This window comes from Sphaerospermopsis sp. LEGE 00249, assembly GCF_014299995.1.
GTDB classification, from domain to species: Bacteria; Cyanobacteriota; Cyanobacteriia; order Cyanobacteriales; family Nostocaceae; genus Sphaerospermopsis; species Sphaerospermopsis kisseleviana.
The window spans coordinates 17,129-31,661 of sequence record NZ_JACJUZ010000034.1 but is presented as its reverse complement, the minus strand read 5'-3'; the positions used below and the strand labels follow the sequence as shown (position 1 = coordinate 31,661).

Annotated in this window: 10 protein-coding genes and 3 pseudogenes; 7 read left to right on the top strand and 6 right to left on the bottom strand. The window is 36.3% G+C overall.

Annotation, left to right across the window (positions count from 1 at the left end; translation table 11 throughout):
* Nucleotides 1-75 precede the first annotated feature (75 nt).
* A pseudogene (locus tag H5968_RS26110) lies at nucleotides 76-450 on the bottom strand (response regulator); the annotation flags it as partial.
* A gap of 482 nt (nucleotides 451-932) precedes the next feature.
* Here H5968_RS26110 and H5968_RS13265 point away from each other — a divergent pair.
* The gene (locus H5968_RS13265; protein ID WP_187040330.1) at nucleotides 933-1,649 is read left to right on the top strand and encodes a response regulator; all 717 of its coding nucleotides are present in this window, start codon (nucleotides 933-935) and stop codon (nucleotides 1,647-1,649) included.
* A gap of 178 nt (nucleotides 1,650-1,827) precedes the next feature.
* On the opposite strand, the gene H5968_RS13260 is transcribed toward H5968_RS13265, so the two are convergent.
* Nucleotides 1,828-2,919 (bottom strand): response regulator, encoded by a 1,092-nt coding sequence (locus H5968_RS13260; RefSeq protein ID WP_187040329.1) that lies wholly within the window; start codon nucleotides 2,917-2,919, stop codon nucleotides 1,828-1,830.
* A gap of 566 nt (nucleotides 2,920-3,485) precedes the next feature.
* Between H5968_RS13260 and H5968_RS13250 the strand changes: the two genes are divergently transcribed.
* Entirely contained in the window at nucleotides 3,486-5,588 is a 2,103-nt protein-coding gene (locus H5968_RS13250) for a hydantoinase/oxoprolinase family protein (RefSeq protein WP_187040328.1), read from the top strand.
* Nucleotides 5,589-5,834: 246 nt separating this feature from the next.
* On the opposite strand, the gene H5968_RS13245 is transcribed toward H5968_RS13250, so the two are convergent.
* The gene (locus H5968_RS13245) at nucleotides 5,835-7,244 is read right to left on the bottom strand and encodes an amidohydrolase (protein WP_187040327.1); all 1,410 of its coding nucleotides are present in this window, start codon (nucleotides 7,242-7,244) and stop codon (nucleotides 5,835-5,837) included.
* A gap of 92 nt (nucleotides 7,245-7,336) precedes the next feature.
* Here H5968_RS13245 and H5968_RS13240 point away from each other — a divergent pair, with 92 nt between their 5' ends.
* A complete protein-coding gene (locus H5968_RS13240) occupies nucleotides 7,337-8,125 on the top strand; it encodes a cysteine hydrolase family protein (protein WP_187040326.1) in 789 nt (262 codons plus the stop codon).
* 104 nt (nucleotides 8,126-8,229) lie between these two features.
* A complete protein-coding gene (locus tag H5968_RS13235; protein ID WP_187040347.1) occupies nucleotides 8,230-8,691 on the top strand; it encodes a cupin domain-containing protein in 462 nt (153 codons plus the stop codon).
* Between the two features lie 343 nt (nucleotides 8,692-9,034).
* Here the strand turns inward: H5968_RS13235 and H5968_RS13230 are convergent, their stop codons facing one another.
* Nucleotides 9,035-9,844, bottom strand: coding sequence for an SDR family oxidoreductase (locus H5968_RS13230; protein ID WP_187040325.1), 810 nt, complete (start codon nucleotides 9,842-9,844; stop codon nucleotides 9,035-9,037).
* A gap of 385 nt (nucleotides 9,845-10,229) precedes the next feature.
* Nucleotides 10,230-10,568, bottom strand: a complete 339-nt coding sequence (locus tag H5968_RS13225; RefSeq protein WP_187040324.1) for a hypothetical protein — start codon at nucleotides 10,566-10,568, stop codon at nucleotides 10,230-10,232.
* 315 nt (nucleotides 10,569-10,883) lie between these two features.
* On the opposite strand from H5968_RS13225, the gene H5968_RS13220 reads away from it, so the two are divergent.
* From H5968_RS13220 to H5968_RS13210, 3 genes and pseudogenes are all read left to right on the top strand, one after another.
* Entirely contained in the window at nucleotides 10,884-11,303 is a 420-nt protein-coding gene (locus H5968_RS13220) for an NUDIX hydrolase (RefSeq protein WP_187040323.1), read from the top strand.
* Nucleotides 11,304-11,320: 17 nt separating this feature from the next.
* Nucleotides 11,321-12,202 (top strand): annotated as a pseudogene (locus H5968_RS13215) (IS1380 family transposase); the annotation flags it as partial.
* 270 nt (nucleotides 12,203-12,472) lie between these two features.
* A pseudogene (locus H5968_RS13210) lies at nucleotides 12,473-12,982 on the top strand (hypothetical protein); the annotation flags it as partial.
* Nucleotides 12,983-13,135: 153 nt separating this feature from the next.
* Here the strand turns inward: H5968_RS13210 and H5968_RS13205 are convergent.
* Nucleotides 13,136-14,410 (bottom strand): hypothetical protein, encoded by a 1,275-nt coding sequence (locus H5968_RS13205; protein ID WP_187040322.1) that lies wholly within the window; start codon nucleotides 14,408-14,410, stop codon nucleotides 13,136-13,138.
* Nucleotides 14,411-14,533: the final 123 nt, after the last annotated feature.

The window sequence follows — 14,533 nt, the reverse complement described above, 5'->3', positions numbered from 1 at the left end:
GTCCTCATTACGTTGTGTCAGTTGTCTGAGTTCCTGGTTTTGCCGTTCTAAAGATGTAATTAAACTCTGTAAATGTAAATGCGTACGTACACGGGCTAGTAATTCTTCTTTTTGAAATGGCTTGGTAATATAATCAACAGCACCTAGACTTAAACCTTTCACCTTATCCATAGTATCAGCCAGAGCAGTCATAAAAATTATCGGGATCGACTGTGTGCGAGGATCGGCTTGAAGTTGCTCACAAATTTCAAATCCGCTAATATCAGGCAACATAATATCTAGCAGAATTAAATTAGGCATAATATCATCAACTTTCTGTATCACATTTAGTCCATTTGCTTCCATTTTGACGTTATATCCTGCGGCACTCAAGGTATAATCCAGAAGTTTTAAATTAATAGGATTGTCGTCAACTACTAAAATAGTGCTATGGTTAGTTAAAATTTTCACAGTTTCTTCCTTATGATTGGCGATTGGTGATTAATAATTGGTAGTTGGTTATTATTCATTGTTAATTAGTAATACAGCATATTGTAGGTAAATAAGATAAAAATTTTCATCACAGAGCCTTGCAATAAAAGGGTTTTACGGCTGACCGCTAACTGCTGTTAGCTAAATGCTTACGTTAAGTATCACCTATTTATTTAGGGCTTGCTGATGGCTAACGCCAAGCGCAAATCATATAAACCGAAAACGAAGATAAATCAAGAGTTTCAGTTCACAAAATAGCAAACCCTATTTAGGGACGACCTTTGATGTGACAATTCCCTTACAATTAGTTTACGAGGTGGGAACTCAAAAACCTTGCATTTAATTTCTACACAAAGGAAAAATCGCTCCCATCAAACTCTTGAAACTGCTCCCTGTTAAGAGTTCCCTGTCTCCACGACAAGACTTTTTCAGCAAACCCTATTTAGGATACCTTTCAAGCTATGAGTTTAATTCTAGTCATTGAAGATGAAACTCAAATTTTGTTAAATCTCCAAGAGATTTTAGAACTAGCAGAGTTCTCTGTCATTACTGCGGAAAATGGAAAAATCGGCTTAAAGTTAGCTAAAATCAAAAAACCTGATTTGATTATCTGTGACATTATGATGCCAGAAGTAGATGGCTATGAAGTGTTAACACAACTGCGACAAGATCCTAAATGTGCTGATATTCCCTTCATTTTTCTCACTGCTAAAGCCAACCGCAATGATTTACGTCAAGGTATGGGATTGGGGGCTGATGATTATATTTCCAAACCTTTTGAGACGTTTGAAATCTTAGAAGCAGTTAAAGCACGTTTAGAAAGACATTCACTATCCCATCAGGCGTATCTGCAAGAAAACCAAAAAACGGAAACACTACAGCAGGAAATCAAAAAAAATCGCACTGACTTGCAAAACTCTCAGCAACTGGCACAAATTCGAGGAAACTTGTTAGAGACAATCTCCCAGGACTTACGTAATCCGCTTTCTAGTATTAACATGGCAATTTATATGCTTAAACAAGCAAAAAATGAAAAAGAGCGGGAGAAATATCTGTTGATTTTAAAGGAAGCATACACCCAGGAACTCGATATATTAAATGAGGTAGATAGTTTGCGGGAATTATTGACTGCTGAAAATACAAAGTTGTTGCGAAATTACAAATTGCTGGGGGAGTGATACCGTTGAAATTTAAGGTTGAAAAGTATAGACACCCGACTGCTTAAAGAAGTCGGGGATCTGGGTCTTAAATTTTTTAAGGTTGAGTTACTTACAAACAGTTAGTAAACACCCATACCCATTTCTATAATAAAGCGTTTTAGTGCCATAGATCAATAGATTCTTAACTCTGCACCTTTTACTGAGGTAGAACCATACGAACAATCGTTTGTTGACCAGGTAAGCTCTCAATTGAAAATTCTCCTCCGTGAATTTCTACCAGTTTCTTAGCAATGGATAATCCTAAACCAGAACCTTGTTGTTCATACATTTTGCGTTCAAACTGTACATAAGCCCCAACCCTAGAAAGTTGCTCTTTGTTCATACCTCTACCGTTGTCAATTATATACAAATTAAAACCATGAAAACTGCTAGAACCTATAATTTTTACAGGTGTATTTGGTTGGGAAAATTTAAAAGCATTGTCAATTATTTCTTCAAGAATTTTTTTCAATTTCAATTCTGAGATATTGACCATTGCATCGGAGATTTCTATGGTTAAATCAGATGATCTACCTGCGTCTTGAGAGATTTTAAAAGCTACCTTTTCTAAAGTTGGACGCACAAAAGACTTGTCCACATTATTGCGAATAGCAGCAACTTTCTCAGGATTAGATGATAATAGTTCTAGATTGGCATACATGAGGGAATTAATCATCAGTCTATGCAGTCTTAGAGCAGCTTTATTAATTGATTCGAGCATTTCTAAACTGTCAGTAGTAGAAATAATTCCTTGCTCTTGAATCAATAAATTGGACATTCCTATAATATGATTGAGAGGAGTATTGATTTCATGGGGTAGTGAGTTGCTAATAGAAATGCGTAAATCATTCAACTTTTGCTGAGTTTCTTGTTCAAGCATTTCTTGTTTATGTAATCTAGCCGCAATGGATTGCAGTAATTCATCAGGTTGAAAAGGCTTAGTTAAGTAATCATCAGCACCAAGCTCCATCCCTCGACGTAAATCTGCTCTTTCCGCTTTAGCAGTCAAGAAAATTAAAGGAATTGTAGCAGTAGAAATATCCTGACGCAGTTGGGTTAATAGACTATACCCGTCTAATTCAGGCATCATTAAATCACAAATAATTAAATCTGGTTTATTCTCTTTTACCAATTGCAAACCCTGTTGACCATTCTCAGAAACTAAGGTGTCGAAATCAGCTAATTCTAAAATTTCTTGTATGTTATTTCTTACTTGTGGTTCATCTTCGATTATGAGAATTTTTTTCATCTTACTTTCCTTGCTGGAAATGATTAAAAATGACTAAAAATGACTAAGTGAGTGATTGTATAGAATTTTAGTTTTTATCTAGTAGAAAAATTTTCCATTCTTCTATTGGTAATAGACGACTGAACAAATATCCTTGGATGATATGACAGTTGTTTGTTATTAACCAATCTAGCTCATTATTAGTTGCTACTCTTTCAGTAATAATACTTAAATTTAGATTATTTGCTATCTAATGAACTATCCGTAATTTAGTTATTTGTACGGTCATGCCGCCCCGAACTCACCGTATTATTACTAAGGAAAGGAGGCAGGAGTTCTTAATTTTAGATTTTCGATGCAAGGATTTTGGATTGTTTTTGTTATATCCAATCTAAAATCTAACATCTAAAATTTCCCGCCCACACCAATCTCTTCAGAAATAAAAACGAATTTGCTATATCAATACCTTCGCCAAAACTCTGAAACCCTATTGATATCGTAACGATTTTATTGGGTTTCAGACCTATCTTTGGAAAATTGGCATAGGTATTGCTATATATATTATATATTATTGAGGAATTTTGGTAATGTTGAAAATTTTTGCTGATCGGGGTGGCACATTTACAGATATTGTCGCTGTCACCAGTAATCAAACAATAATAGATCGACTTGTAAATTGTCCAGAACGTTTTTTAATTGTTCCTTTGCCTAATCAGCAATGGATAATAGTCTATAAATTATTATCAGAAAATCCTGAACAATATGCAGATGCAGTTATTCAAGGAGTTCGGGATATTATCGGCATATCCGGTAATGAACAGATTCCCTATCAAAATATAGAAGTTGTCAAAATGGGAACAACAGTAGCTACCAATGCGCTGTTAGAAAGACATGGTGATAGGGTTGTTTTGCTCATTACCAAAGGTTTTAAAGATGCGTTAAGAATTGGCTACCAAAACCGTCCAAATATCTTTGCTCGTCAGATTATTTTACCCAGTATGCTTTATGAACAGGTAATTGAGGTAGATGAAAGATATGATGCCCAAGGTAATGAATTAATACCAGTCAATATAGCACAAGTTAAACAGGATTTACAAAAAGTTTACAACACAGGAATTAGAAGTTGTGCCATTGTTTTGATGCACAGCGATCGCTATCCCCAACATGAACAACAAATAGCCCAAATTGCCGAAGAAATAGGCTTTACACAAATTTCAGTATCCCATCAAGTCAGTCCCTTAATGAAACTTGTGAGTAGAGGAGATACAACTGTTGTTGATGCTTATTTAACTCCTATCCTCCGTCGCTATGTTAACCAAGTAGCTAGTCATTTACTCCATGTCAGATTAATGTTTATGAAATCTGATGGAGGGTTAACCGATGCAGAACAATTTCAAGGTAAAGATAGTATTTTAAGTGGTCCTGCTGGTGGTATTGTTGGTGCAGTTCAAACTAGCAAAAGAGCAGGATTTGATTTAGTAATTACCTTTGATATGGGAGGAACAAGTACAGATGTTGCTCACTTTAAAGGAGAATATGAAAGACAACTAGATTTAGAAATTGCCGGTGCGCGGATGCGAGTTCCCGTATTAGCAATTAATACTATTGCTGCGGGTGGTGGTTCAATTTTATTTTTTGATGGTTCTAGTTATCGTGTCGGACCAGAATCTGCTGGATCAAATCCTGGACCCGCTTCTTATCGACGTGGAGGACCATTAACAGTCACAGATGCTAACGTCATGTTAGGGAAAATTCAACCTCAATATTTCCCCGCAGTTTTTGGTAGTGAAGGGAAATTAGCCCTAGATAAAGAAATAGTAATTCAGAAGTTTACACAATTAGCTGAAGATATTGCATCTCTCACTGGAAATTATCGAACTTCCGCACAAGTAGCATCGGGTTTTATTTCTATTGCTGTCGAAAATATGGCCAATGCTATTAAAAAAATCAGCCTCCAACGTGGTTATGATGTCAGTCAATATGTACTTTGTTGTTTTGGGGGTGCAGGTGGACAAGTTGCTTGTTTAATTGCTGATACTTTAGGAATGAAAAAGATATTTCTACACCCTTTTGCTGGGGTACTTTCTGCTTATGGTATGGGTTTAGCTGATGTGAGAGTTACCAAATTAACAGGAGTAGAACACCCTTTAAATCAATCATTAATTCCCCACTTACAGCAATTAATGGCATCTTTAGAAGACCAATCCAGAAGGGAGTTAAATAAACAACAAGAAACGAACCTAGAAGAAGTAGTAGTTAAAAAAGTTAATTTAAAATATGAGGGTAATAATTCAATTCTTACAGTAGATTTTACCTTAGATGTGGCATTAATGCAACATAATTTTGAAAAGGAACATAAATCAAGGTATGGTTTTATTCAAACAGAAAAACCCTTAATAGTTGAATCCATTTCTGTAGAAGTCATCCAAAAAATGGATACTCCTGAAGAACCTGTAATTATTCGTCAACGCCCACAAGAGGAAACACCCCAACCTGTGGAAATAGTCCAAATGTTTACTGCCCAAAAATGGCATGATACACCTGTTTATCGTCGGGAAGATTTACAACCAGGAGATTATATAAATGGTGCTGCGATAATTGTGGAAAAAATCAGCACAATTGTAGTTGAACAAAACTGGAAAGCAATATTAACTGAGCGTAATCATTTAATTTTACAACGCCTTGTTTAGTTTTTTCGTTTTAAAAAATGTCAGGTTGTTGTTTGATTTATTTCCCAAAAGCCGCATTGTTTTATATTATTAAACGTAAAACAGGAAGGTGTATAAATCCTCTACTTATTAAAGAAGTAGGGGATCTGGATATGAGGTTTTTTAAGGTTGACATACTTACAAAAAAAATATTTCAATCATGAACAATTGATAATTACCTCTCCCTGAAAGGAAGAGGATTTAAAAAAATGAAACAATTATCAATTATCAATTATCAATTGATAAGCCCATCACTCGACGATAATGAACCTCAATTTGTTCTAAAGTTGGTGATTTTCCCCTACTTACCCACTGACTACGGTTAAATAATTCTTTTCGCAATTCATCAACATTAATAGTTGTAAATTTCCCATTATCAATAATTTGTTTACCATTTACCCAAGCACTATTAACAACATTCACAGGACGACCTAATACTAATAAACCAATGGGATCTGTACGAGGAAGCAAAGATAAACTGGTTAAATCATAAAGTACCAAATCTGCTTTTTTACCCACATTTAAAGACCCCAATTTTTCATCAATCCCTAATCCTTTTGCACCACCTAAAGCAGCCATTTCTACCGCTTGACGTGGTGTAATCCAGGATTTATAATCAAAATCAGTCACATTATGTAAAATAGAACCTATTTTAATCGCTTCTAACAAATCTTGAGAGTCATTACTAGAAGCACCATCACAACCAAAAGTTACATTTACCCCTGCTTGCAGATATTTTAAAATCGGTGCAATACCACTACCTAAACGCAGATTACTTAACGGGTTATGAACAATAGTAGATTTGGTTTCTGCCAAAATTTGAATATCAGCATCAGTTAACCAAACGCAATGAGCTAAACTGGTTTTTTCATGCAAAAATCCGATATGATTTAAATGTTCAACCGCACTACAACCATATTTTTCTAATGCTAACTTTTCCTGGGCTTTAGTTTCCAATAAGTGCGAATGACGACAAAGATTGTAGCGATCGCTCAACTCAATACAACCCGTAAATAAAGCATCAGTACATAATTGAATTCCCGTCGGTGCAACTAAAATATTTATTCCTTCCTCTGGACGATGAAACTTAATAACAGATTCTTCAATAATTGCTAATGTTTCCGCAGGAGAACGAAAATAAGGTTGATGATTTTCTAAAAATTTACCTTCTGGTATCCCCGCAGTTAAAGATTCATCTTGAATTAAAGGAGCAATAAAAGCCCTAATTCCTATTTCTTGATAAGCGCGAACAGCAGTAGAAATAGTTTCTAACTCTTTACCAGGAATTAATACCAAATGATCTACAACACTTGTTCCCCCAGACAGCAAAGTTTCCGCAGCCGTACCCAAGGCGCTGAGATAAACTTGTTCAATATCCAGAAGAGAAAAATCATACAAATGCGCCAACCATAATTCTAAAGGTAAAGGTGGAATTATTCCCCGTTGCCACTTTTCCGAAGAATGGGTGTGGGCGTTAAAAAAACCAGGTAGCAGCAGTTTATTTTCACCGTCAATTGCAGTACCAATCACATCCAAATCTTCACCAATAGCAGCGATGATACCATTAACAACCTGAACATCTAAAGTTGTGTAACCATCTGTAACAGCAATTAAAGCTTTTTTAATAGTAAAGTTCATGATTTTCACCTTTTTTAACGTTGATTAAGCAATTGCACAATTATGATTATTTCAAGTTACAAAAGAATCAATGATCTTGGGTGCCAACAATTATGAATCTACCCTTACGAACACTAGGATTTTACCCCAACGCTTGGGAAGTCAATGAAAGCTTTGCAGATATTACTCGTCCGCAAAAAACCCCACAACCCGTTATTTTAACAACAGAAACCAAAACTGTGCGTATCGACTTGGCAAAAACCGCCATTATCATTATTGATATGCAAAACGACTTTTGTCATCCTGATGGCTGGTTAGCGCATATTGGTGTGGATGTCACCCCCGCACGTCAACCAATAGTACCTTTACAAAACTTATTACCACAATTGCGGGCTGTTAATGTGCCAATAATTTGGTTAAATTGGGGTAATAGACCAGACTTACTCAATATTAGTGCAGGTTTGCTTCATGTTTATAATCCCACCGGTGAAGGTGTAGGATTAGGTGATAGCCTACCTAAAAACGGTGCAAAGGTGCTGATGAAAGATAGCTGGGCAGCGGCGGTAGTAGAGGAATTAGAACAACTTGAGACAGATATTTGCATTGATAAATATCGCATGAGTGGGTTTTGGGATACACCCTTAGATAGTATTCTCAGAAACTTAGGAATAACGACAATATTATTTGCGGGTGTCAATGCTGATCAATGTGTTTTCACAACTTTATGTGATGCTAATTTTTTAGGATACGACTGCATTTTAGTCCAAGATTGTACAGCCACAACTTCACCAGAATATTGTTGGTTAGCAACTTTGTACAACGTTAAACAATGCTTTGGTTTTGTTACTGATTCTTCGGCAATTATAGCAGGAGTCAGTAGTCAGCATAATTTTAGATTTTAGATTTTGGATTTTAGATTTTGGATTTTGGATTGATTAATACCCAATCACCAATCACCAATCACCAATCACCAATCACCAATCACCAATCACCAATTACCAAATATATGGTTACTACAAGTTGTGTAATTCCAGTTATCAAATCTCCCCAAGATTATCAAGCATACCGTATCAATCCCCGTGATACAAATCGGTTAGCAATTATCTTTGATTCCACAACTGCAAATACTTCCTTAACTTGTTGTGTAGAAATCTTTGATATTGGGGGACAAACTCCACCAAATCGCCATCAATGGGCAGTGGAAATGTTTTTTATTCTCAAAGGAGAAGGAGTTGCAATTTGTGATGGTAAAAAAGTACCTGTCAAGGCCGGAGATAGTTTATTAGTTCCACCAAATGGCACTCATTTGATTAGAAATACAGGTAAAAATCGTCTTTACACACTAACAATTATGGTTCCTAATGAAGACTTTTCAGAACTAATTCGTAGTGGTATACCTGTAGAATTGGATGCTGAAGATATGGCAGTTTTAGGAAGATTAGATTCTTTGAAATTCGTTGAAAACTAGAATCCATATCAATACTTGTCGGTTAAGCTCAAAAAAATAAATTATGTAGGTTGGGTTAAGGAACGAAACCCAACATTTACAAGGGTTCTTTGGGTTTCACTTTGTTCAACCCAACCTACGAAAATCCTTAACCGAGCAGTATTGGAATCCATATATCCTCAAAGTCTCAGAAAAAATCAAGGATTTGGGGATATTTCAATAATGGACAATTAACAATTGACAATGACAAAGCGGATTTTTTTTGTTTTTTTCCCCTGGAAAGGGGAGGTTTTAAACCGTATGGCTAACGCCACGCTACGCTATCGGCTGACGCTCACGGCAGAAGCCTTGAATGAAACAATTATCAATTGTCAATTGTCAATTGATAAAAAAGCTTTTCCCAATCAATTACATTTGGTCTTTCTCCTTGATTAAGTAACTCAAAAACCTGATTAGCAGCACTTGGATAAAACAAACTTTCTACACAAGCAGCAGCTACATCAATTCGACTAGTATCGCCAGCCAGTTTATCACCTTTACCAAATATTACACCTAACTTACCATTTGTTGTAGCTTTCAGCAAAGTATTCAAATCGTAAGACGTATAGGGTCTATCAATTAACCTGCCAGGGCGAATAATTGTATAGGGTATCCCTGAATTAATGATAGCGTCTTCACCTGCTTGTTTAGCATCCAGTACACCAAATTTATTAAGAATATTAAAAGGAAAATAATTTTTTCTGAGAATACCACAGGAAGAAACAAAAACAAATCTCTTTAAATTTTTTGGTACTGCTGCAACTAAATTTTTTATAGCTTGAAAATCAACTTTTAAAGGTGTATTTTTAGCTTTATTTTCCAGTAATTTAGGATCAAAAAAAGCTAACCCTAATTCAATGGGATTGATAGATGAATCAAATTCCCATCTAGCAGAAGGAAAAGCAGTAGTTCCCGTACAACAGATAATAGAAGTGATATTTAACATTGCTGGTGAGATCGTATTGGGTTCGCGGATATCACCAACAAAAATTTCTACTTTGTCATTAAACATTTTTGCAGCTTTGTTTGCATCCCGTGTGAGAATGCGAACTGACAAACCTTTTTCTAAAAGTTTGCTAACTACAAGTTGTCCTACACCACCAGTTGCACCCGGAACTAATATTAAATCTGCCATGAAAGTTTTTATGTTGTTAGTTATGTTTAAAAAACTGATTTATATTATATACCAATCTTCAATGAAAGGTGTTAAATTAACGTAGGTTTAAGCTGATTACTGATTACTGATAGATGAATGCTTACAAATTCGCTAATCCATCACCATTTGAGTTTTACCATTGTGTCCATGAATTAATTCTATTTCCAACCGCCAATATACCAAGCAGTTGAAGCAAATTCTGTTAACCATTAGACCTCTCCAAAATAGAATGTATTAATTTGTCATAAGTTGTAGGGGCGAAGCATTTGGGCGATAATTTAACGGAAAAATCAGACATCTAGATATCCCAAATGCTTCGCCCAGCCCCCATAAATAGGTTCCATAATTTCTTTTCTGGAGATATCTATTGCATCACAGCAAGACCACCAAAACTTTGAAAATAACAACCTACAGCAACTATACCAGTACCGCTAATACCTGTAACATCTTTATTTCTGACTAATTTAAAAGTATTGAGATAATATCCATCTAAAGAGTGATTACCAAATTTGATTTGCCTACCTCTTTTGTCTTGTAACTGCTGAAAAGAATTGAAAGATGGGAAAGTAGCATGACTAGAATTTGGTAAACAGCAAACGATCGCAATTTGTCCATCTGGCAAAATCACACCCCCAGCGATAATCTGCTTTAATGGCGGTTTTTCTGGTTCAATTAACCAAAATGTTGGCAGTTGAGTTTGCATAACTGACACTATAATTACACTATTTTATTGCCAATATGGCTTTCCTCTGGAGTTGGTTTTAATTAAGATAATCGAGTAATACGTTCAAGGCTTTGCTTTCATGACAATATAATTATCCTGTTAATTGGATATGAAATACCATCACAAAGGAGCAATAGTCAAACTTGGTGAAAAATTATACGGAATAACCAATTAACAGCGTGAAAGATGTAACCAAAGACATATAGTAAAAATTGTCAACATGACCATAGCGATCGCCTTGTAGATATGGCAGTAATTACAATCTAGAAGTTAATGTATCAGGAATGTACTTCTATGAGCAGAAAAACCAATAAAATTTGTAAACAATCAGGAGTGATTCCATATCGGGTCCGAGATGGAAAAGTAGAAGTTTTATTAATCACTAACCGTAAACGGCAAAGTTGGGTAATTCCCAAAGGAGGAGTTTGCAAAGGGATGACTCCACCTGATTCAGCAGCTAAAGAAGCTTGGGAAGAAGCAGGGGTTATTGGTCGGGTAAATACTGAAAAGATCGGTGCTTATAAATATCGTAAACGTGGTAATATTTACTGGGTTCATTTATTTTGGTTGCCAGTAGATCAAGTATTAGAAGACTGGCCAGAAGCATCTCAAAGAGAAAGGATATGGTTAGATATTAATCACGCTGCCATGATAGTCAAAGAAAATTCTCTTAAAAGAATTTTGCAAACTTCAAAAGAACAAGTTAAAGTTTAATATTTATTTAACATTCACTTGATATTTTCTGTGGAAAACATTTATTAGCAGCTAAACTTAGGGCTTCCAATGTAGACCCAGCAGAGGGAGCATTATCAGAATTACAGAGAGTCATTAAACAAATACGTGTAGAATGGAATAATGTAGAGATTTTAGTTCGTGGAGATAGCGCCTATTCCCGAGAAGATATTATGGAATGGTGTGAGTCTCAAATCAAAGTAGATTATGTATTTGGGTTGCCGGAAAACAGTCGTTTAATAAAGATGACCACTCTAACTCAAAGTAAAGCCAAGCAAGAGTTTGAGCAAAAGCTATCCACGGTAGTTTCCTTTTTAGAAACTCTATTTGTTCCAGATATTGAACTTCCTGAACTGGCATCAAATCTGATAGAAAACTCAACTTGGTATAAAACTATTGACTATCAAACCCATAAATCTTGGAGTCGTAGTCGTCGTGTAGTAACTAAAGTTGAGTATGGGGCAAAGGGAACTAATATCCGTTTTGTTGTTACCTCAATTCCTACTAATAATATGCCTCCAAGTGAAGTTTATACCCAGAAATATTGTCCTAGAGGTGAGATGGAAAATCGTTTTAAAGAACAACAATTAGAACTATTTAGCGATAGAACCAGTACCCATACCTTTGCTGGTAATCAACTACGTTTGTGGTTCTCTTCCATAGCTTATGTTTTAATGAATGCTTTGCGAAATAAATGTTTAGTTAAAACTGAATTACAGAATGCTCAAGTTGGGACTATCCGTACCAAATTGTTGAAGTTAGGAGCTTTGATTACTGTGAGTACCCGGCGAGTTTTAATTGCAATTAATAGTTCTTGTCCCTATCAGCATATTTATGCTACTGCTTACCGTTGTTTGCAGTTGTTACCAAATCCTGGTTAATTCTTTTGTGACGATTATTACTCTCATTTTTAGCTTTAATTTAGGGTGGGGATAAAAGTTTTTTTCTTAACTCTTTTTTGTCATGTCTAATTTTAATACTCAATTATTTATATCAGTATATTTTACCTGAATACTTCTTGATATTTAACAAAATCTATCAAATCTATACTTAGGAGATTTCCTTTTTTCATCTTCCCTACTTATATAGCAAATAAACTTCCTTTGTTTTGCTCTTTATGAATGTTTTTTTTGGCTTGTGAGAAATCCGGGTTAGCCAAGCGATCACTCTGGCTGGCTATTGCTTTACACTTAGTTTCAGCAGTCGCTCTTTATATTTTGGCTGCTACTGGTATTAGTGCTGTGGGATATATCAGTTCTGGTGCAGCTTTGTTATTAACTTTACTGCGTCCAGCTATTAGTGCCTACGAATATTTATATGCTCGATTAATAATGATTCGTCAAGGGTTTACTTATGCCCGTGAAGATATTTTAGAATTGCGTAACCGTTTTGCTGAAATAGAACAAAAAGTTCAATCTTTAGAGGATCAACTTAACCCAGAACAACCCTATTCTTTAGTAGCAAATAACCAAAGGTTTAGTGAAGAAACCCGTAAAGAATTAGCGCGTGTTGTCGCTAGTTTAGAAGAATTAAGGGCGATAAACCATACTGAACATGAACGAATATCGAGAGAAGCCAGAAATGCTATAGCTCAACTTTCTACTGATGGGCAATTTCTGGATCATGTGCGGGAAATTATTAGATTTTTTAAATCAGCTTAAAACAGGGAACAGGGAACAGGGAACAGGGAATAAGACAAGGAGCAGGGAGCGGGAGCAAGGGGGATAAATCTTCTCCCCTGCACCCTGCCCCCTTCCCCCCTGCTTCTTCTGCCTCCTGACTCCTGACTCCTGACTCCTTGATCTCCTGACTAACTATCTAGACGCAACTTGAGGTTCTGCCCAAACCTGTCTATCTCTTGTCCCAAAAGTCACAGGTTGATCACCGTCGTTGCTGACATTGATAGTTTTGCCATCACTGGCAACTTGTACCAAAGGCCAATTTTCTTCCCCTAGTTCACCCGCACGGAATAGCACGTGATCAGGTTGTTTTTTACTCCACCCTAACAAGATTGCTATTTTCTCATGCTCATCTTCTCCTTGGGCAGGAGCAACGGTTTGAGTATGATTTTCTTGCCGTTCCCAAATTACTGCATGATCTGTCAGGTCTGCTGTGTTGAACATACCTACAAATTTGCGGGCTAAAAAGCGATCGCCTTTTTCTGACCAACTAACCGGAACTAATACCCCTATTTTCCCTTGGGTATCAGCTTGATCTGAAATCTGTTGATCTAACAGGGGATCGCCAACAGCAGCAGTTTTTGACATCACCCGCAGTCTCTTGGTTTGCCGATCTTCGATAAACAACAAGCTGGTAACTCGGCTGTTGTGCATTTCCGGTTGTATTTCCAGTTGCACTCGGCTATAAACCGCATACCTACCATCAGGAGAAACCACTGGTATACTGCGATAGTGCCGCACTCCAGAACCCCCTTTACCACCTATAGCTTCTTGAGTCATCATGATCCATTTCCAAGGAATTGGATGAGGACTATTTATGGGATCATCTGGTACTGTATCGTACTGCTGTTGCTGTTCATTTACGGGTATTTCCATCATTGTGGATGGCTGTGGTTCTCTAATATTTGATGTGCTTGCAGATGTTTTTAATACCTCATTCTCTAAACTCGCACGTTCTAAAGAATTTACCTCACCCTGTAAAGCCTGGCTCTTAACATCTTTTAATTTTTGAATTAAATCTCTCTGACTAGTAGGTATTTTTGCTAAGTTTTCCTGTTTTACTACCGCTAAAATATCGCTGACTGCCCCAGAATTAATTTTATCAGCCTGTAATACTTGTTTTGCTTGACTCACAGGCTTGTTTACTGATCCAAAGTTCCCAAATTTTGCTTCCAAGGAGTTGACTTTACCTATCTTTAAATCATTTTTCCCAGCTATAGCCGTTACCTGGGAATTTGAATCAGATTGGCCAATTCCTGTACTAATCTTTCCTACTTTTAAATGTGATTGTTTCGCTATGCTAGAGTGAATTGATACACCTACCAAGGGAGCAATTAATATAACAACGATAACGTACTTAAAAAATGGTTGTACGCGGAACCATCCTGACAGCAAAAGGGATTTCAGCATGATTGGACTCTCTAAGGGGCAGTGGCTGTGTGAGGAGCAATGTCTATGCAGGAAGAGAAAAAGCTATGATTATATGTATAACAACAAACTAGAATCTCTAACGAGATTATCTGGATAAATTTT

Excerpts from the sequence above, each read along its gene's own strand:
- H5968_RS13225 (WP_187040324.1), bottom strand. The coding sequence starts at position 10,568 with ATGCAAACTCAACTGCCAACATTTTGGTTAATTGAACCAGAAAAACCG.
- H5968_RS13260 (WP_187040329.1), bottom strand. The coding sequence starts at position 2,919 with ATGAAAAAAATTCTCATAATCGAAGATGAACCACAAGTAAGAAATAAC.
- H5968_RS13250 (WP_187040328.1), top strand. The coding sequence starts at position 3,486 with ATGTTGAAAATTTTTGCTGATCGGGGTGGCACATTTACAGATATTGTC.
- H5968_RS13240 (WP_187040326.1), top strand. The coding sequence starts at position 7,337 with ATGAATCTACCCTTACGAACACTAGGATTTTACCCCAACGCTTGGGAA.
- H5968_RS13265 (WP_187040330.1), top strand. The coding sequence starts at position 933 with ATGAGTTTAATTCTAGTCATTGAAGATGAAACTCAAATTTTGTTAAAT.
- H5968_RS13205 (WP_187040322.1), bottom strand. The coding sequence starts at position 14,410 with ATGCTGAAATCCCTTTTGCTGTCAGGATGGTTCCGCGTACAACCATTT.
- H5968_RS13230 (WP_187040325.1), bottom strand. The coding sequence starts at position 9,844 with ATGGCAGATTTAATATTAGTTCCGGGTGCAACTGGTGGTGTAGGACAA.
- H5968_RS13245 (WP_187040327.1), bottom strand. The coding sequence starts at position 7,244 with ATGAACTTTACTATTAAAAAAGCTTTAATTGCTGTTACAGATGGTTAC.
- H5968_RS13235 (WP_187040347.1), top strand. The coding sequence starts at position 8,230 with ATGGTTACTACAAGTTGTGTAATTCCAGTTATCAAATCTCCCCAAGAT.
- H5968_RS13220 (WP_187040323.1), top strand. The coding sequence starts at position 10,884 with ATGAGCAGAAAAACCAATAAAATTTGTAAACAATCAGGAGTGATTCCA.